Source organism: Cellulosimicrobium sp. GQ32 (assembly GCF_059758455.1).
Window position 1 is genome coordinate 61,778 of the sequence record NZ_JCAXEP010000002.1, and the last position, 16,824, is coordinate 78,601.

Here is a 16,824-nt window from a genome sequence, read left to right on the forward strand (position 1 = left end):
GGTGCGCCGGACGGAGACGGTCATGGGCCTGCCGATGTCGCTGGACCTGCGCGCGCCCGACGACGCGCGCGCGCGGGCCGCGGTCCGCGCGGCGTTCGCGGTGCTCCACGCCGCGGACGCGCGGTTCAGCGGGCGACGCGCGGACAGCGAGCTGTCCCGCCACCGGCGCGGGCTCGTCGTGCGGCCCTCCCGGGACCTGCGCGAGGTGCTCGACCTCGCGGAGGCGGCACGCGTCGCGAGCGGGGGCGCGTTCGACGTGCACCGGCCGGACGGCACCCTGGACACCGACGGCGTCGTCAAGGGCTGGGCCGCGCAGCGCGCGGTGGACCGGCTGGTCGCCGCGGGGTTCTCCGACCTGTGCCTCAACGCCGGCGGGGACGTCGCCGTCCGTGGCGGGCCGGAGCCTGGCCGGCCCTGGGTGGTGGGCGTGCGCTCCCCGCTGCGCGCGGACGAGCTCGTGGCGCGGGTCGAGCTGCACGACGGCGCGGTGGCGACGTCGGGGACGTACGAGCGCGGTCTCCACGTGTGGGACGGGCGCACGGGTGCCGCCGCGCGCGGGCTCCTGTCGGCGACCGTCGTCGCGCCCGACCTCACGACCGCCGACGTCCTCGCGACGAGCGTCCTCGCGCTGGGCGAGGAGGGGGTCGCGTGGGCGGTGGACCAGGGGGCCGCCCTCGTGCTCGCCGTCCTCCCGGACGGGACGGTCGTCAGCGACGGGCCGGCGGGCCGAGCGGCAGCGTGAGCACGAGACGAGCCCCGTGCGGCGCGTCGGGACGGTTCGTCGCCGCCACCGTGCCGGCGTGCTGCGCCGCGACCTCCGCGACGAGAGCGAGCCCGAGCCCGTAGTGGCGCCGGCCGTCGTCGTCCACGGCCGGACCGGGGCGCCGGGAGGCGAAGCGTGCGAACAGGTCTCCGGCGTCCTCGCCCAGACCGGGTCCGTCGTCGTCGACGAGCGCTTGCGCGGCCGACCCGGCGCGCCGCACCGTGACGACGACCTCGTGCGCCGCGTGGTCGACCGCGTTGTCCACGAGCGCGGTGAGCGCGCGGCGCAGCGCCGCCGGCGCCCCCGCGACCGTGAGCTCGTCCATCCCTGCGCGCCGCAGCGCGACGGAGCGAGACGCCGCGCGCGCCTCGGCCGAGCGCACGACGGCGTCGGCCAGCGCGGGGAGGTCGACGGGGACGAGGTCCACGGATCGCGTGTCCGCGGCCGTCAGCAGGTCGTCGAGCACGTCGCTCAGCGCGGCCGTGTCCTCGAGGAGCCCGTCGACGTCGCGCGCCACCTGGTCCGGCGTCTCCGGTCCCGGTCGCTCGAGACGGCGCCGCAGGAGCTGCGCGCGCGTCGAGAGCAGGGTGAGGGGGGTCCGCAGCTCATGGCTCGCGTCGGCCACGAAGCGCCGTTGCATCGCGAGGGCCTGGGCGGCCGGGAGGACGGCGCGACGCCCGAGCCACCAGCCGCCGACGGTGGCGAGCACGACCCCCACGGCCGTCGCGACGCCGAGCGCGGCGAGGAGGCGCGCGAGCTCCTCGCGCGTCTCGGACGGGTCGAGGACCGCTTGGACGACTCCCTCCCTCCGGCCTACCGTGAGCACCTCGAACGTCCCCGCGGACGTCGTAACCCGCTCGTGCGTGCTCGTCCCGGTGCGGGCCACCTGCTCGACGAGGTCGAGGTCGGGAAGGCCGGACGGCATCCCGGGCGAGACCTCGACTCCGCGCGGAGAGGCCACGGCGACCCAGACCCCCGGGCCCGCGTCGGCGACGTCGTCGATCGACGCCGCGGCCGACTCCAGCCGTCGGTCGTCCGCCTCGCCGAGCGCGTGCGTCACGACGACCAGCACGACCGCCGCCACCACGAGCAGGCTCACGAGCACGAGGAGGCCCGTCTGGATCGCGAGTCGCCGGCTCGTGCGCCGCAGGAGGTCGCGCTCGGCGCCCGTGATCACAGCTCGCCCCACCGGTACCCGAGGCCCCGCACGGTCTCGACCGCCTGACGCCCGAGCTTGCGGCGCAGGTAGTAGACGTAGGTGTCCACCACCCCGGGGTCGGTCGCGTCGGGGAACACCCGGTGCAGCAGATCCTCTCGACGGAAGACCTGGCGGGGATGCCGGGCCAGGAGCTCAGTGAGCACCGACTCGCGGGACGAGAGGTCGACCGTGGTCCCATCGTCGGTCGTCACCCGCCGAGAGGCCGCGTCGAACGTGCCACCGGGCAGGCGCACGACACCCGAGCCGGACGGCGAGGCCTCGGTGCGACGGCGTAGGGCGCGGAGGCGAGCCAAGAGCTCCTCGACGTCGAACGGCTTGCCCACGTAGTCCTCCGCCCCGGCATCCAGGCCCACCACCCGGTCGGCAGGATTGCCCAGCGCCGACAGGACCAGCACCGGGGTCAGGACACCGCGCGAGCGCAGCCGCGACAACAGGTCGAGGCCCTCGATCGCGGGCAGGCCACGGTCGAGCACGAGCAGGTCGTACTCCTGGGTCAGCCCCAGGTGCAGGCCCCGCTGTCCGTCGTGCGCGACGTCGACCACGTAGCCCTCTCCGACGAGGATCTCCGCGAGCATCCGCGCAAGCTGGCGGTCGTCCTCGACGACCAAGACCCGCGTGTCGTCCTTCACACCAGACTCCGTCCGTGCCGCGGCGGTGCTGACGCCGTGAGGCTGCCACGCCTGATCACGTCGCCAGGGTCTCACGCGGGTGTGCGCGTGATGGTGTCTGCCGTCAGGTCGTCGCCGGTCCCGTCGTGGACGACCGTGTCAGGTCCGGGGAAGTAGAGCGTCACGTGGCCGTCGTCGGACCGGCGCACGAGGAGGGGCGGGCTCCCGCCCGGTCCGCGGGCCTCGAGGACCTCGCCGTCGCGGTCGTGTCCGCCGATCCGGCCGGACCGGACGATGATCCGGTCCCCTGGGGCTGCGCGAGTCATGGCCGGGCCTCCGTGCGGCGCGGGGCCACAGCGCGCGCGAGCCTCTGACCCCATGCTCGTGCGCGGTCCGACTCGCCGGCGCCGAGCGGCCCCTCCGCACCGTCGACGACGAACCCCTCGCCGTCGGCGATCACGGTGAAGCCGTGGCGTCGCAGTCCACGGACGATGCCGTGCATCGCGCCACCGGCAGCGGGGGAGCGCAGGCGGGTGTCGAAGGCGGCGGCGGGGCCGCCCTTCCCCTCGGGCAGCGTCGCCAGCCACTCGCGGACCCCGTCGGGGATCTCGCCCTGGGTGCCGACCTCCTGGGCGTGCGCCCGGCCCCGCGTCCAGGGTCGGCTCATGCCACGCACGTGCGTCGGTGCGCCGACGACCCGCAGTTTGGCCCGCGCCACGACGTCGGGACCGGCGGTCGCGAGCTCGACGGCTTCCGCGACCGCCCCGGCCCGTCGCGCACCGTCGGGGACGGCCTCGGCGATCTCGCGGGTCTGCCCGAAGTGGGTCTCGTAGACCACGACCATGTCCGTGACGTCCTCCCTGGTGTGCGTGTCGTGGGCTGTCGTCTTCTCAGGGTGAGCGGGTGCGCCGGGGTCCGGTAGAGCCCTTCGGCCCCGTCCGGACGAGGGCGGGGACGGCTACGGCGCCGTCAGTGCGGGAGCGAGAGCGCCGCACACCGCGCCGAGCACGGCGCCGGCGACCGCGCCGGTCGCCGTCCCGAAGAGCACCACCGCTCCCAACGGCCAGTCCGCAGGGGTGATGCTCGCGCCGGTGAAGATCAGGACCATCGCGGGAGTCCATGCCGCTGCGCTGATACCGACCCAGCGCCACGGGTGCTGGGTGGCGGGTCGCATCACCCAGGACTGAGCCGCTCCGAGGACCGCACCCATGGCGAGGCCGAGAGCCGCGGCACCACCCAGCGCGGCGACCGGTCCCGGTGCGGTCGCGCCGTCGTCCGTGGCGAGGACCGAGGGCACGGAGCCGGCCGCCCACCCCAGCCCCGCGACGGCGACGGTCACCAGGAGCCAGCGGCGCCGGTGCAGCGTGGGCGCGAGACGGGTGAGTGCGGCTCGCTGGGCGAGCCCCAGGGCGGTGCCTTCGACGAGCCCTCCAAGAACCACGATCGTCCACGCCAGCACGCTGCCCCTGCCGGCCGTGACGAGCGCCGTGCCGGCGCGGGCAGCGGCGGCCGAGGCCGCCATCCCGACCGCCTCGGCCGTGGCGCAGAGCACGATCCAGCGGCGCACGGCGTCGACCTCGCTTCCGCAACGGCGGGTCAGATGAACAGGAGCTGCGCGCCGGCCGTCTTGTCGATGAAGTCGGCGGCGCTGATCACGCCCTCGATATCGTCGCGAAAGTCGGACGCGTCGAGCTTCTGCATCTCGGCCGTGAGCCGGCAGGCCCACAGGTGGCCGCCGGCAGCGACGATCTGGTCGAGGAACTCCGGTACCGGGGGGATGCCGAGCTCTTCCATCTGCTTCTTCATCATGCGAGTCGTCATCGCGCTGACTCCCGGGGCGGGAGCCAGCGCCTGCGGCAGGCGCACGTCCTTGATCGGCAGGTGCATCGCGGTGTTCGCGACGGGGGAGAAGGACAGGTCGTCCGCGCGCGAGCGCATGATCATGTCGAAGCCCCAGAACGTGAAGAAGAGGTGGGTCTCGACGCCCTCGCCGAGGGCGGCGTTGCCGAGGATCAGGCCCGGGTAGGCCATGTCGAGGTTGCCCTTGGAGCAGATGATGGCGAGCTTGCGGCCCGGCTCGTCCTCGTCGTCGAAGCTCGGGACGATGGTGAGACCGGGACGGTCGGTGGTGGTCATGAGGACCTCTCAGACGCAGCCGTGCGGCTTGGGCAGCCCGGCGACGTAGGCCATCTTCTTGCCGGGCTTCTTCGGGAACAGCGCGAACTGCTCCTTGACGGGGACGTGGCCGACGACGTCCACGCGCCGCGTGGTCGCAGTCTCGCCGCGTTCGGCGTAGTCCCGGCGCAGGAAGCGCACCACGTCCCAGTGCCGGTCGGACATCTCGACGCCGATCTGCTGCGCCAGGACGCGCGCGACGTCCTCGTCCCATTCGCCGTACTCGGTGAGGAATCCCTCGTCGTCGACGTGGACGATCTTGTCGTGGATCTCGATCGTGGGCATGACTACCTCCCCGGGGCGCCGGCAGGCTCCTTGCCGGCCATGGACATCAGCGACGGGACGGGCATCGACCGCCCGGGGAGCAGCACGTTCCAGTACAAGTGGCGGAACGCGAGCTTTCCCAGGTGGTTGGCGCGGGTCTCCTTGAGCAGGCTGAGCGGGCCGATCCGCGGGTACGGATAGACCCCGGGCAGCGGTTCGGTGTCGTAGTTGAAGTCGATGAGCAGGCCCTTGCCGTGTCCCGACTCCACGAAGCAGTTGGCATGGCCGTCGAACCGGTGCGTCATGGGCCGTCCGCGGACGTGGTCTACGACGTTCTCCACGAAGCCGTCCATGGAGAAGTGCGCCACCGACCCGGCCTTCGAGGCGGGGATGTCGTTGGCGTCCCCGATCGCGAAGACGTCGGCGTGTGCGCGCGACTGCAGGGTGTACCTGTCCACGGGCACGTAGTTGAGCTCGTCACCCAGACCTGAGCGCGCGACGAGCTCGTCGCCCATGTTGAGCGGTACGGTCACGAGCAGGTCGAACGGGATCTCGCGGTCGTCCACGGAGACGAGGAGCCGGGAATCGGGGTCGACGTGGTCGACGACGAAGTCCGGTTCCACGGAGATGTCCCGCTCGGCGAGCATCGCGCCCAGCTGCTGCGAGGCGACCGGCTTGGTGAAGGCCCCCTCGAGCGGTGTCACGTAGGTGAGGTCGACGCTGCTGCGCTTCCCGCGCTCCGCGAAGTACGCGTCGGCGAGGAACGAGAACTCGAGCGGGGCGACCGGGCACTTGATCGGCATCTCGGTGACGTGGACGACGAGACGGCCGCCGGGCCATCGTTCGAGTGCGTCGCGCAGCGCGAGCGCGCCGTCGAGCGTGAAGAAGTCGAAGATGCTGCGTCGCCACGCTGCGCCCGTCATGCCCGGGGTCTGATCGGGGCGCGGCGAGGTACCGGTAGCGATGACGAGCAGGTCGTACCCCAGGCTGCGGCCGTCGCGGAGACGGACGTGCGAAGCGTCGGCGTCGACGCGCTCGACCTCCGCGAGGACGAGCTCGACACCGTCGCGCAGGAAGCGGTCACGCGGCCGCAGCAGGTCGTGCGGCTCGTAGACCCCGAACGGGAGCAGCAACAGGCCCGGCTGGTACAGATGCATGTCGTCGCGGTCGACGAGGGCGACGGACCAGTCGCGCGGCAGGCGGCGTCGTAGACGGTTGGCCGCCATCGTCCCTGCGGTGCCGGCCCCGAGGATCACCAGACGATTCATGAGGGCTCCGATCGTCGTCGATGCCCTCAGGATTCTGCGGCCGCGGTCCTGGCCCCAGGGTCGAAGGTCCCGCCCGCACCGGTGCGTATTCCGGGGCGCCGGACGCCGGAAGGCCGGTACCGGATAGGTACGCGAGGTGCGAGGGGTGGACGAAAGACAACGGCCCCCGTCCTGCGTTCTTGCAGGACAGGGGCCGTTCACAGAGTGTCCGGAGGGGGACTTGAACCCCCACGCCCGATAAAGGGCACTAGCACCTCAAGCTAGCGCGTCTGCCATTCCGCCACCCGGACGAGTGGACCTTCCCGGCGTTTCCGCCGTTCCGGTGCGGGGAAAAACATAGCACGGTTCGGGCGTGGTCCTCACATCGCGGTCGCCCACCGGCACCGGGCCGACGTGGGAGGACGGTCCGGTGCGGCACCCGGCGTGAGGGGACGACCTGGGGCACACTGGGCGGGATGGTGGCCACGACCGGGCGGAGGCGCGTGTGACGGACGAGCAGCGACCGGCGGCAGCGGTGCCCACCCCGCGACCGGGCTCCGGATCGGACCGCTCGGCGGCGTCGGTGAAGCACCTCGCAGGGGCGTCGAGCGCGGCGCGGAAGGTCGCCGGGGCGCGGCGCAACCCGTCGGTCGTCGGGTACGACGAATCGGTGCCCGCGTGGTTGCGCACGACGGCGGGCTGGTCGTGGCGCCTGCTCCTGATCGTCGCGGCGGTCGCGCTCATCTTCTTCGCCACGGCGCAGGTGCAGCTCGTGTTCGTCGCGGTCTTCCTCGCCCTCGTCATCACGTCGGTCCTGCGGCCCGTCACGGACTTCTACGCGAAGGTCATGCCCCGGGGGTTGGCGACAGGGTTGGCGATCCTCTCCGCGCTGCTGTTCATCGCCGGGCTGCTGACGTACGTCATCACGTCGGTGGCGGGCCAGTGGCAGAGTCTCGCGGACCAGTTCAGCAACGGCATCGACCAGATCTTCGAGTTCCTCGAGAACGGCCCGCTGCCGGTGACGATCACCGCGGACGACGTCAACGGCTGGATCGAGAACGGTCGGCAGTGGCTGACCGAGCACGGCGGCGACATCGCGAGCCAGGCGGCCGCGAGCGCCGGCTCGGTGTTCGAGGCGTTCGCCGCGATCGCCCTCGCGATCTTCTGCACCGTGTTCTTCCTGGCCAAGGGCAAGGACATGTGGACCTGGTTCCTCAACCAGCTCCCGTCACGCTCGCGCGACAGCTGGAAGATCGCGGGCGGCGCGGGGTGGTACACGTTCTCGGGGTACGCGCGCGGGACGGTGATCATCGCGCTCACGGACGGCATCCTCGCGGGCATCTTCCTCGGGATCCTGGGCGTGCCGCTCGCCGCACCGCTCGCGGTGCTGGTGTTCATCGGCGCGTTCATCCCGATCATCGGCGCGCCGCTCGCGATGATCATCGCGGCGATCGTCGCGCTCGCCGCGAAGGGCCTGTGGATCGCGCTCGTGGTGACGATCGGCATCGCCCTCATCGGGCAGTTCGAGGGCCACATCCTCCAGCCGCTCGTCATGGGCAAGCAGGTGTCGCTGCACCCGGTCGTGGTGGCGATCGCGGTGACCGCGGGGACGCTGCTCGCGGGGATACTCGGGGCGGTCGTGTCCGTGCCGCTGGTCGCCGTCGCCTGGTCGGTGTTCTCGCACCTGCGGCACAAGGACCCGCCCATGGAGGAGGACCTGCCGACGGCGAAGGAGATCGCGCTCGGCGACGCCCTGCCCGGGTCGGCGGGTCGCACGGCCGACGACGCGGTGGACTGAGTCCCGGTCGACCCGCGGGAGCCGGGCGGGGCGGACCTCACCGAGGGACGGCCGAGACCTCCGCGGCGAGCCGGACCACGACGCGCACGGTGTCCCCGACGTCCTTGCCGGTCGTGGCGCGCACCGACCGGAGGACGGCGAGCAGGTGCGGGCCGCCGTAGGCGACGAGCGAGGCGTGGTATCGCACGTCGTCGACCTCGGCGACCACCGGGACCCGGCCGCGCGTGCCGAAAAGGTCGACGGCGTCGTACGGGAGCGCCACGAACGCTCCCGACCGAGTCCCGGCGGCGATCACGACGGCGTCGAACTCCACCGGGCCCGGGTCCGTCCACGTGGGCATGCCGTCGACCGTAGCGGACGGCGCCGTGGCGGGGAACGGGTCGGGAGGGCGATTCTCGCGGCCGGGCGGCGCGCTCAGGACGTGGCGTTCCGGCGCCGTACGAGCGTGACCGTGACGGCGCCGACGGCGAGGAGCGCCGGGGCGACGAGGGACGCCCCCGCGAGGACGAGCAGGACGCCGGTGAGGACGGTCGCGACGGCGGCGAGCCACCAGCCGACGGTGCGGCGGGGGAGCAGCCGCAGCGCGGCGAGCATCCCCAGCGCGTACACCGCGACCATGCAGCTCGTGTGCACGCGGACGAACGGCTCGAGGTCGAGGCCCGTGGCGACGAGGACGGCGAGGTATCCCGCGCTCAGGACGAGCGTGACCGCGAGCGCCCGGCGGGGTACCCCGGCGCGGCCGGAGAGCGCGGCGAGGGGGCGCGGGAGGTCGCCGTCGCGTGCGAGCGCCTGGCCGAGGTTCGCGAAGGCCGCGAGGTAGGCGGTGAGCACGCCGGACGTGACGATCGCCGCCACGACACTCACGACGAGGGGCCCCGCGGCGGGAGCCCGTGCGGGCGAGGTCGAGCAGCGCGACGGTCCCGGAACCCGCTCCGGCCCCGAGGGCCCCCACCGTCGTCACCTGGAGCGCGAGATAGGCGACCCCCACGACGACGAGCGCGATCCCCGTCGCGGCGGGGATCGTGCGGCGCGGGTCGTGGAAGTCGGCCGAGACGTGCGTACCGACCTCCCAGCCCGCGAACGCCCAGACGAACAGGCTCACCGCGGAGCCGACGCCGGACCAGCCCTCGCTGAGGAACGGCGTGAACCGCTCGCCGCTCACCGCCGGTGCCGCCACCGCGACCACCACGACCACGGCCGCGAGCAGCAGGGACGTGAGCCCGAGCTGGACCGCGCCCGCCACGCGGATGCCGAGCCCCACGGCGACGGCCGGCACGACGACGAGCGCGATGGCCACGACCGGGACGACGCCCCGGTCCGCACCGACCACCGCGACGACGTACTCCGCCCCGAGCACCGCCACGACGGGCACGCCGACGCACACGCCGAGGTAGAACCAGTAGCCCGTGGCGCGGGCCGCCGTCGGGCCGAGGGCTGCGCGCACCGCGCTCGCGACGCCGCCCCGGTCGGGGTGCCGCGCGGCGAGCGCCGCGAAGGTGCCCGCGAGCGGCACGCTCGCGACGAGCACGAGGGCGACGGCGAGCACGGACGCGGGGCCCGCCACGCGCGCGGCCAGCCCGGGCAGCGCGAGCACGCCCGTGCCGAGCACGCTCGCGACGTACAGGGCGCTGCCGCGGGCGAGCCCGAGCGTGCCCGACGGCGCGTGCTCGCGCGAGGGAGCGGTGATCGCCGGCGCGGCGTGGTCGGGGGCGGCGCGCGGCGCTGCGAGAGGTGTCGACGTGTCCACGCGCTCCACCCTCGCCGCAAGGCGCTCCAGGGACGAGCGGCAGAGAAGTCGTTCTCCGGCAAGATCCTGCCACCCTGCGCGGAGAGGGGTGGTGCGACCACACTGGACCATGAGGATCGGCATACCCACCGAGGTCAAGAACCACGAGGACCGCGTCGCGCTCACACCCGCCGGCGCCCACCACCTCGTGCGGGCCGGGCACGACGTGCTCGTCCAGTCCGGGGCCGGGACCGGCTCCCACCTGTCCGACGCGGAGTACGAGGGTGCGGGCGCGCGCGTCGTGCCGACGGCGGAGGAGGTGTGGGGCGAGGCGGAGCTCGTGTGCAAGGTCAAGGAACCGGTCGCGAGCGAGTACGCGCACCTGCGCGACGACCTCCTGCTCTTCGCCTACCTGCACCTCGCGGCCGACGGCGACTGCACGCGCGCCTTGCTCGACGCGGGCATGACGTCCGTCGCGTACGAGACGGCGCAGGCCCCCGACGGGACCCTGCCCCTGCTGGCGCCCATGAGCGAGGTCGCGGGTCGCATGGCGACCCAGGTGGGCGCCTGGCTCCTCCAGCGCCCCGCCGGGGGCCGCGGCGTCCTGCTCGGCGGCGTGCCCGGGACGCGTCCCGGTCGCGTCGTCGTGCTCGGGGGCGGGACCGCGGGCCGCAACGCGGCCGAGATCGCCGTCGGCATGCGCGCTGAGGTGACCGTGGTCGACCTGTCGCTGCCCGTGCTGCGCGCCGTCGACCAGGAGTTCTCGGGGCACGTACGCACCGTCGTGTCGAGCGCGTACGCGATCGAGCGCGAGGTGCTCGAGGCCGACCTCGTCGTCGGGGCGGTCCTGGTCGCCGGTGCGCGCGCCCCGCGCCTCGTCGCCGACGACCTCGTCGCGCGCATGCGACCCGGCGCCGTGCTAGTCGACGTCGCCGTCGACCAGGGCGGCTGCTTCGAGGGGTCGCGACCCACGACGCACGACGACCCGACGTTCGTGGTGCACGGCACGACGTTCTACTGCGTCGCGAACATGCCCGGCGCGGTCCCCGTGACGAGCACGCTCGCCCTCACGAGCGCGACGCTGCCGTACCTCGCGGCGCTCGCGGACGGCGGCGTGGACGCCGTGCGCGACGTCCCGCTCCTGCGGTCGGGCGCGTCCACGCACCGCGGCGCCCTGCTGAACGAGGCCGTCGCGGCGGCGCACGACCTGCCGTGGACGCCCGCGGAGGACGCCCTGCGCGCCTGACGCCGCCCGCGCCGGCGGGGCGGACGGGCGGCGTCGTCGCGCGGGGGCCGGCGGCAATCCGGGTGACGGCGCGGGCCGGGACGTGCCAGGCTCGGGCGGTGCACCCCTTCGCCCTCGACGACGGCCGCGTCCATCTGTCCACCCCGACCCTCGACGACGTCGACGCGATCACGGCCGCGTGCCAGGACCCGGAGGTCGCCGCGTGGACGGTCGTGCCGTCCCCGTACGCGCGCGAGGACGCGGTGCAGTTCGTCCAGGAGTACGTCGGCCCCGGGTGGGAACGTGGGGACGTCCTGACGTGGGCCGTGCGCGCGAGCGCCGGCCCGTCGGGCGTCCCGGGTCGCGACGGCGCCGGGCGGCTCCTCGGCATGATCGGACTGAGCCTCGACGACGCGCCCGAGGGCCGGCGGTCGGCCGAGATCGGCTACTGGACGGCACCGGAGGCGCGGGGCCGCGGACTCATGACGGCGGCGTGCCGGCTCGCCGTCGACTGGGCGTTCGACCCCGAGGGCGCGGGCCTCGCGCGGCTCTTCTGGCAGGCGTACGTCGGCAACTGGCCCTCGCGGCGCACCGCCTGGCGGGTCGGCTTCCGGGTCGAGGGCGCGGTGCGCGGGTTCGCGCTCCAGCGCGGCGAGCGGCGCGACGCATGGCTCGGCACGCTCCTGCCGGACGACCCGCGTGAGCCGAACGAGCCCTGGCCGACGGACGCGCCGTCGTCGGGCCGCGCCGCCTGACGCACCGCGCACCCGGTGACCCGGCGCGTCCGCGAATGCGTTTCCGTCGCGCCCGCACGCGGGTCAAGATGGGCACCATGACCTCTGAGCCCACGACGCGCACCGACGCGCCCGCGCCCACCTTCGCGCCCGCTGTCACCTCCGCCCTGATCGACCTCGATCCCGCCAACCCGTTCGCCGCCCCCTCCGCGCTGCCGTACGAGCTGCCCGACTACGACGCGATCCGCGAGGAGCACTACCTCCCCGCGCTGCGCGCCGCGACGGCGGCCCAGCGCGCCGCGATCGAGGCTGTAGCGACCGACGACGCGCTCCCGACCGAGGCCAACGTCCTCGCGGCGCTCGAGCGGTCGGGCCGGGACCTCGCGCGCGTGCTCAACGCGTTCTACAACCAGCTCTCGGCCGACGCGACGCCCGGGCTGGAGCAGATCGAGGAGGAGTTCGCGCCCGAGCTCGCCGCGCACCACGACGCGATCTACATGGACGCGCGCCTCTACGCGCGTACCCGCGCGCTCCAGGACGCCGTCGACGCCGGCGAGCAGACCCTCGAGCCCGACGCCGCGTGGCTGCTGCACACGCTCCTGGTCCGCTTCCGCCGCTCCGGCGTCGAGCTCGACGCGGAGCAGCAGGAGCGCCTGCGCGCGCTCAACGGCCGCCTCACCACGCTCGAGGCCGCGTTCGGCCGCAAGCTCCTCGCGGGGGCCAACGCGGCGAGCGTGCTCGTCACCGACCGCGCCGAGCTCGAGGGCCTCGCCGAGGACGCCGTCGCGGGAGCGGCGGCGGCCGCCGCCGCGCGCGGGCACGAGGGAGCGTGGCTGCTGGAGATGCAGCTCCCCACCCAGCAGGGCGTCCTCGCCTCGCTCGCGCGCCGCGACGTGCGCGAGCGCGTGCAGCGGGCGTCGGAGTCGCGCGGGGCGACCGGCGACGACCACGACACGCGTGAGATCGTGCTGGAGACCGTGCGCCTGCGCGCCGAGCGCGCGCGCCTGCTCGGGTACGAGCACCACGCCGCGTACGTCGCGGAGGACGCGACTGCGAAGACCACCGAGGCCGTCGACGCGATGCTCGCTCGCCTCGCTCCGGCGGCCGTCGTGAACGCACGGCGCGAGGCTGCCGACCTCGAGGTCGCGCTCCGCGCCGACGAGCCGGGCGCCACGCTCCGCGCGTCCGACTGGTCGTTCTACGCCGAGCGCGTGCGCAAGGACCGCTTCGCGCTCGACGACGCGCTGCTGCGCCCGTACCTCGAGCTCGAGCGCGTCGTGCACGACGGCGTGTTCCTGGCCGCGAACCGCCTGTTCGGCGTCTCCTTCGCCGAGCGCCACGACCTCGTCGGCTACCACCCGGACGTGCGGGTGTTCGAGGTCTTCGACGCCGAGACGCCGGGCGAGCCCGGCCAGGGCCTCGGCCTGTTCCTCGCCGACTGGTACACGCGCGAGTCCAAGCGCGGCGGCGCCTGGATGAACAACCTCGTCGACCAGAACCACCTGCTCGGGCAGAAGCCGGTCGTCGTCAACAACCTCAACATCGTCAAGCCGCCGGCCGGGCAGCCCACGCTGCTCGTCTGGGACGAGGTCATCACGCTGTTCCACGAGTTCGGGCACGCGCTGCACGGCCTGTTCTCCGACGTGCGCTACCCGTCGCAGTCCGGCACGGAGGTGCCGCGCGACTTCGTCGAGTACCCGTCGCAGGTCAACGAGATGTGGGCGTGGGAGCCGTCGGTCCTGCGCTCGTACGCGGTGCACCACGTCACGGGCGAGCCGATGCCGGCCGAGTGGGTCGACACCATGCTCGCCTCGCGTCAGTTCAACGAGGGCTTCGGGACGACCGAGTACCTCGCCGCGGCGCTGCTCGACCAGGCCTGGCACCAGGTCGGGCCCGACGGCGTGCCGTCGTCCGAGGCGGACGTCGTGCCCTTCGAGGCGGCTGCGCTCGAGGCGGCGGGCGTCGCGTTCGCGCCGGTCCCGCCGCGCTACCGCACCACGTACTACAACCACGTGTTCGGGGGTGGGTACGCGGCCGGGTACTACTCCTACATCTGGTCGGAGGTGCTCGACGCCGACACCGTCGAGTGGTATCGCGAGAACGGCGGCCTGTCGCGCGAGAACGGCGAGCGCTTCCGCCGCGTGCTGCTCGCGCGCGGCGGCTCGCAGGACCCGCTGCAGTCGTTCCGCGAGTTGCGCGGCCGCGACGCCGACATCGCGCCGCTGCTCGCCCGCCGCGGTCTCGACGCCTGAGGTGTGGGCCCCTCCCGTCGCGAGGTAGAGCCGTGGTAGCGCGAGGTAGAGCCCTGGTCATGACCAGGGCTCTACCTCGCGGACCTCGGCTCTACCTGGGCGGGGTGCCCGGGCGGACCAGGCCGGTCTCGTAGGCGACGACGACGAGACCGGCCCGGTCCCGCACCCCCAGCTTGGCGAGGATGCGGCCCACGTGCGTGCGGGCCGTCGCCGGGCTCATGAACAGGGCCGCGCCGATCTCGTCGTTCGTCAGGCCGCGGCCGACGTGCGCGAGCACCTCGCGCTCGCGGTCCGTGAGCCGGTCGGCGACCGCGGCGACGAGCGCCTCGTCCCGTCGCCCGGCGTCCACCGCCTGCGCGACCACGCGCGCCGTCACCGCGGGGGAGAGCAGCGCGTCGCCCGCCGCGGCCGTGCGCACCGCGCCGCGCAGCTCGTCCGGGCTCGCGTCCTTGAGCAGGAAGCCCGACGCCCCCGCCCGTAGCGCCGCGAAGAGGTTCGCGTCGTCGTCGAACGTCGTGAGGACCACGACGCGCGGTCCGGCCGCCGCCCCGTCCGCGCCCGTCGCGCCGTCCGGTAGCCCCGAGCCGGGGGCCGCGTCGTCGACGATCTGCCGCGTGGCCGCGATCCCGTCGAGCACGGGCATCTGGAGGTCCATGAGCACGACGTCCGGGCGCACGCGGCGCACGAGCGCGACGCCCTCGCGACCGTCGGGCGCCTCGCCGACGACCTCGACGTCGTCCGCGCGCTCGAGCAGCGCGCGGATGCCCGTCCGCACGAGGGGCTGGTCGTCGACCAGCACGACGCGGATCACGGGGCACCCCCGCCCGAGGACTGCGGGCCCCGCACGGCGGCTGTCCCGCGCACCGCGGCGCCGGGCGTGACCGGCACGCGCGCCCGCAGCCGGAACCCGCCGCCGTCGGGCGTGTCGGTCTCGACCGTGCCGCCCAGGACCGCGACGCGCTCGCGCAGCCCGCGCAGCCCGAGCCCGCCACGGTCCGTGGCGTCACCCGCGCCCCGTGCCCCGGGGCCGTCGTCGCGCACCTCGACCGCGAGCACGTCGCCCGGTGCACCAGGCGCACGCTCCAACGCCACGCGGACGACGGCGGCGTGCGCGCCGGCGTGCCGCAGCACGTTGGTCAGGCCCTCCTGGACGACCCGGTACGCCGCCGCGCCCGCGGCGGTACCCTCCGCGGTCCCCGAGGGCAGGTCGACGTCGAGGGTGACGTCGAGCCCGGCCGACCGGGCCGTGCGCGCGAGGTCGTCGAGCCGGTCGATGCGCGCCTGGTCCGCGAGCCCCGCGGGCGCGGCCGTCCCGCGCAGCGCGCGCACCGTGGCGCGCAGGTCCGCCAAGGCGGTCGTCGTGGCCGTCCGGACGAGCTCGAGCTCGGCCCGCGCGGTCGCGAGCGCGTCCGACTGTGCGGCACCGACGGCGTCCACGTCGTCGAGTGCCTCGCGGGCGACGGCCGCGTGCAGCGAGACGACGGCGAGGTGGTGCCCGACGACGTCGTGCAGGTCGCGGGCGACGGCCTCCCGGTCGTGCGCGAGCCGGTCGGCGGCCTCGAGCTCGAGCGTCTGCTCACGCAGCGCGTCCGCGTGGCGCCGCTGCTCGTCGCGCTGCCGGCGGGTGAACGACCCGTGCCCGAGGGCGATCGCCGCGGCCATGAGCGCCACGGTCGTCGCCAGCTCGTAGCCGACGACGTACCGGACGTCGTCGCCCTCGGCGAGCCGGAAGTACGTCGAGGCGACGACGAGCGCCGCCGCGACCCCCACGGCCCAGCCGAGCCGGCCCGCGACGGCCGCCGAGTACAGGGCGACGGAGACGGGCAGGGCGAGGCCGATCGCGGGCAGGTCGAGCGTGTAGTAGGCGCAGATGACCAGCGCGGTCGCGACGAGGACCCCGACGGGGAAGCGGCGCCGGCCGAGCACGAGGAGCCCCAGCACGAGGGCGATCGGGTACGCGACCCACGGGTCGGCCCGCGTGCCCCCGACGTCGGCGGCGATGGCGAACGCGACGACGTCGAACACCGCGAACCCCAGCAGGGCGTCGACGAGCCACGGCGGGGGCGACGAGCGCGACGGCCGGGTCGCGGGAGGCGACCCGGCGGGCCGGTCGTGCGGGAGATCGCGAGACGTCACGACCACCGAGTCTAGGAAGACGCACCCCGACGCGCGTCCGTCGTGGGGCGGGTCCACGTCAGGGGTCGACTACGTCGAGACGCGTACGCGCGGGGCGCGGGACGACGCATCGCGTCACGCGCCGGGGCGGACGCGGCGCTGCACCGCCGCTCCCTAGCGTCGACGTCATGAACCCGACTCCCGGACCCGCACCCCACCGCCCGGTCCCGCCCGGCCCGCCGCGCCCCACGCTCGGCGAGACGGTCCGCTCGCTGAGCTGGCCGCTCGTCCTCGGGCTCGGCGCGCTCGCGCTCGTCCGACCGCTCCTGAGCGTCACCGGCCTCGACGACGCGATCGGACGGCCCGCGGCGCCCCTGCTCACGACCCTCGTGCTCACGGTCGTGTGGGTCGGCGCGATCGTCGTCGCCCGCCCGGCGCACCCGCTCGCGACCGGCGTGGCCGTCGGGCTCGCCTACGGCGTCCTCGCGCTGATCCTCAGCGCCCTGCTGTCGCCGATCCTCACCGGCGAGCTCCAGGGGCCCGTCGCGCACCCCGTCGCGATCGTTCCGATGCTGCTCACCAACGCGGCCTGGGGCGCGGTCGCGGGGGCCGTGGCGCTCGGTCTCCTCGCGGCCCGACGTCGTTGAGGCCCCACCAGCCGACGTCTCGCCGCGCCACCCCGCCTCCCCGACTCCGAG

At 74.6% G+C, this 16,824-nt stretch carries 18 protein-coding genes, 1 tRNA gene and 1 pseudogene; 6 read left to right on the forward strand and 14 right to left on the reverse strand.

The window, feature by feature from the left end; all coding sequences use genetic code 11:
* Window positions 1-22 precede the first annotated feature (22 nt).
* Window positions 23-742, forward strand: a complete 720-nt coding sequence (locus AC6CH9_RS03930; protein WP_452108655.1) for an FAD:protein FMN transferase — start codon at window positions 23-25, stop codon at window positions 740-742.
* Here AC6CH9_RS03930 and AC6CH9_RS03935 read toward each other — a convergent pair.
* The 9 genes from AC6CH9_RS03935 to AC6CH9_RS03975 form a co-directional block, all read right to left on the reverse strand.
* Complete coding sequence (locus tag AC6CH9_RS03935; RefSeq protein ID WP_498153754.1) at window positions 708-1,940, reverse strand: sensor histidine kinase; 1,233 nt, start codon at window positions 1,938-1,940, stop codon at window positions 708-710. The genes AC6CH9_RS03930 and AC6CH9_RS03935 overlap by 35 nt on opposite strands.
* Complete coding sequence (locus AC6CH9_RS03940; protein ID WP_269430030.1) at window positions 1,937-2,611, reverse strand: response regulator transcription factor; 675 nt, start codon at window positions 2,609-2,611, stop codon at window positions 1,937-1,939. The genes AC6CH9_RS03935 and AC6CH9_RS03940 overlap by 4 nt, the downstream gene beginning before the upstream one ends.
* Window positions 2,612-2,682: 71 nt before the next feature.
* Complete coding sequence (locus AC6CH9_RS03945) at window positions 2,683-2,916, reverse strand: DUF1918 domain-containing protein (protein ID WP_498153755.1); 234 nt, start codon at window positions 2,914-2,916, stop codon at window positions 2,683-2,685.
* The gene (locus tag AC6CH9_RS03950; protein WP_197088868.1) at window positions 2,913-3,428 is read right to left on the reverse strand and encodes a flavodoxin family protein; all 516 of its coding nucleotides are present in this window, start codon (window positions 3,426-3,428) and stop codon (window positions 2,913-2,915) included. Before AC6CH9_RS03950 ends, AC6CH9_RS03945 begins: the two co-directional genes overlap by 4 nt.
* Window positions 3,429-3,548: 120 nt before the next feature.
* The gene (locus tag AC6CH9_RS03955) at window positions 3,549-4,157 is read right to left on the reverse strand and encodes a hypothetical protein (protein WP_052877814.1); all 609 of its coding nucleotides are present in this window, start codon (window positions 4,155-4,157) and stop codon (window positions 3,549-3,551) included.
* Window positions 4,158-4,186: 29 nt separating this feature from the next.
* The gene (locus AC6CH9_RS03960; protein ID WP_047234663.1) at window positions 4,187-4,726 is read right to left on the reverse strand and encodes a DsrE/DsrF/DrsH-like family protein; all 540 of its coding nucleotides are present in this window, start codon (window positions 4,724-4,726) and stop codon (window positions 4,187-4,189) included.
* A gap of 9 nt (window positions 4,727-4,735) precedes the next feature.
* Window positions 4,736-5,050, reverse strand: a complete 315-nt coding sequence (locus AC6CH9_RS03965) for a TusE/DsrC/DsvC family sulfur relay protein (protein WP_452108653.1) — start codon at window positions 5,048-5,050, stop codon at window positions 4,736-4,738.
* Between the two features lie 2 nt (window positions 5,051-5,052).
* On the reverse strand, window positions 5,053-6,297 hold the full coding sequence (sqr, locus tag AC6CH9_RS03970; protein ID WP_498153756.1) for a type III sulfide quinone reductase, selenoprotein subtype: 1,245 nt from the start codon (window positions 6,295-6,297) through the stop codon (window positions 5,053-5,055).
* A 205-nt stretch (window positions 6,298-6,502) separates the two neighbouring features.
* Window positions 6,503-6,587 (reverse strand) — tRNA-Leu (locus AC6CH9_RS03975).
* Between the two features lie 194 nt (window positions 6,588-6,781).
* On the opposite strand from AC6CH9_RS03975, the gene AC6CH9_RS03980 reads away from it, so the two are divergent.
* Window positions 6,782-8,074, forward strand: coding sequence for an AI-2E family transporter (locus AC6CH9_RS03980; RefSeq protein ID WP_419865536.1), 1,293 nt, complete (start codon window positions 6,782-6,784; stop codon window positions 8,072-8,074).
* A 37-nt stretch (window positions 8,075-8,111) separates the two neighbouring features.
* On the opposite strand, the gene AC6CH9_RS03985 is transcribed toward AC6CH9_RS03980, so the two are convergent.
* The 3 genes and pseudogenes from AC6CH9_RS03985 to AC6CH9_RS03995 all read right to left on the reverse strand — a co-directional run.
* Window positions 8,112-8,414 (reverse strand): DUF1905 domain-containing protein, encoded by a 303-nt coding sequence (locus tag AC6CH9_RS03985; protein WP_047234660.1) that lies wholly within the window; start codon window positions 8,412-8,414, stop codon window positions 8,112-8,114.
* A 74-nt stretch (window positions 8,415-8,488) separates the two neighbouring features.
* The gene (locus AC6CH9_RS03990; RefSeq protein WP_498153757.1) at window positions 8,489-8,929 is read right to left on the reverse strand and encodes a hypothetical protein; all 441 of its coding nucleotides are present in this window, start codon (window positions 8,927-8,929) and stop codon (window positions 8,489-8,491) included.
* A 142-nt stretch (window positions 8,930-9,071) separates the two neighbouring features.
* Window positions 9,072-9,944: pseudogene (locus AC6CH9_RS03995) on the reverse strand (APC family permease); the annotation flags it as partial.
* Between AC6CH9_RS03995 and ald the strand changes: the two are divergent.
* From ald to AC6CH9_RS04010, 3 genes are all read left to right on the forward strand, one after another.
* The gene (ald, locus tag AC6CH9_RS04000) at window positions 9,931-11,046 is read left to right on the forward strand and encodes an alanine dehydrogenase (protein WP_498153758.1); all 1,116 of its coding nucleotides are present in this window, start codon (window positions 9,931-9,933) and stop codon (window positions 11,044-11,046) included. The pseudogene AC6CH9_RS03995 and the gene ald sit on opposite strands and share 14 nt — an antisense overlap.
* A 98-nt stretch (window positions 11,047-11,144) precedes the next feature.
* Window positions 11,145-11,780: a GNAT family N-acetyltransferase gene (locus tag AC6CH9_RS04005; protein WP_498153759.1), complete on the forward strand. Its 636-nt coding sequence runs from the start codon at window positions 11,145-11,147 to the stop codon at window positions 11,778-11,780.
* A gap of 77 nt (window positions 11,781-11,857) precedes the next feature.
* Window positions 11,858-14,011 carry a M3 family metallopeptidase gene (locus AC6CH9_RS04010; protein WP_498153760.1) on the forward strand — a complete coding sequence of 718 codons (2,154 nt, stop codon included), beginning with the start codon at window positions 11,858-11,860 and terminating at the stop codon, window positions 14,009-14,011.
* Window positions 14,012-14,102: 91 nt separating this feature from the next.
* On the opposite strand, the gene AC6CH9_RS04015 is transcribed toward AC6CH9_RS04010, so the two are convergent.
* Together AC6CH9_RS04015 and AC6CH9_RS04020 are read right to left on the reverse strand one after the other, a co-directional pair.
* The gene (locus tag AC6CH9_RS04015) at window positions 14,103-14,822 is read right to left on the reverse strand and encodes a response regulator (protein WP_498153761.1); all 720 of its coding nucleotides are present in this window, start codon (window positions 14,820-14,822) and stop codon (window positions 14,103-14,105) included.
* On the reverse strand, window positions 14,819-16,147 hold the full coding sequence (locus AC6CH9_RS04020; RefSeq protein ID WP_498153762.1) for a sensor histidine kinase: 1,329 nt from the start codon (window positions 16,145-16,147) through the stop codon (window positions 14,819-14,821). The genes AC6CH9_RS04015 and AC6CH9_RS04020 overlap by 4 nt, the downstream gene beginning before the upstream one ends.
* 167 nt (window positions 16,148-16,314) lie before the next feature.
* Here AC6CH9_RS04020 and AC6CH9_RS04025 point away from each other — a divergent pair, with 167 nt between their 5' ends.
* Window positions 16,315-16,773 carry a hypothetical protein gene (locus AC6CH9_RS04025; protein WP_498153763.1) on the forward strand — a complete coding sequence of 153 codons (459 nt, stop codon included), beginning with the start codon at window positions 16,315-16,317 and terminating at the stop codon, window positions 16,771-16,773.
* The last annotated feature ends 51 nt before the right edge of the window (window positions 16,774-16,824 follow it).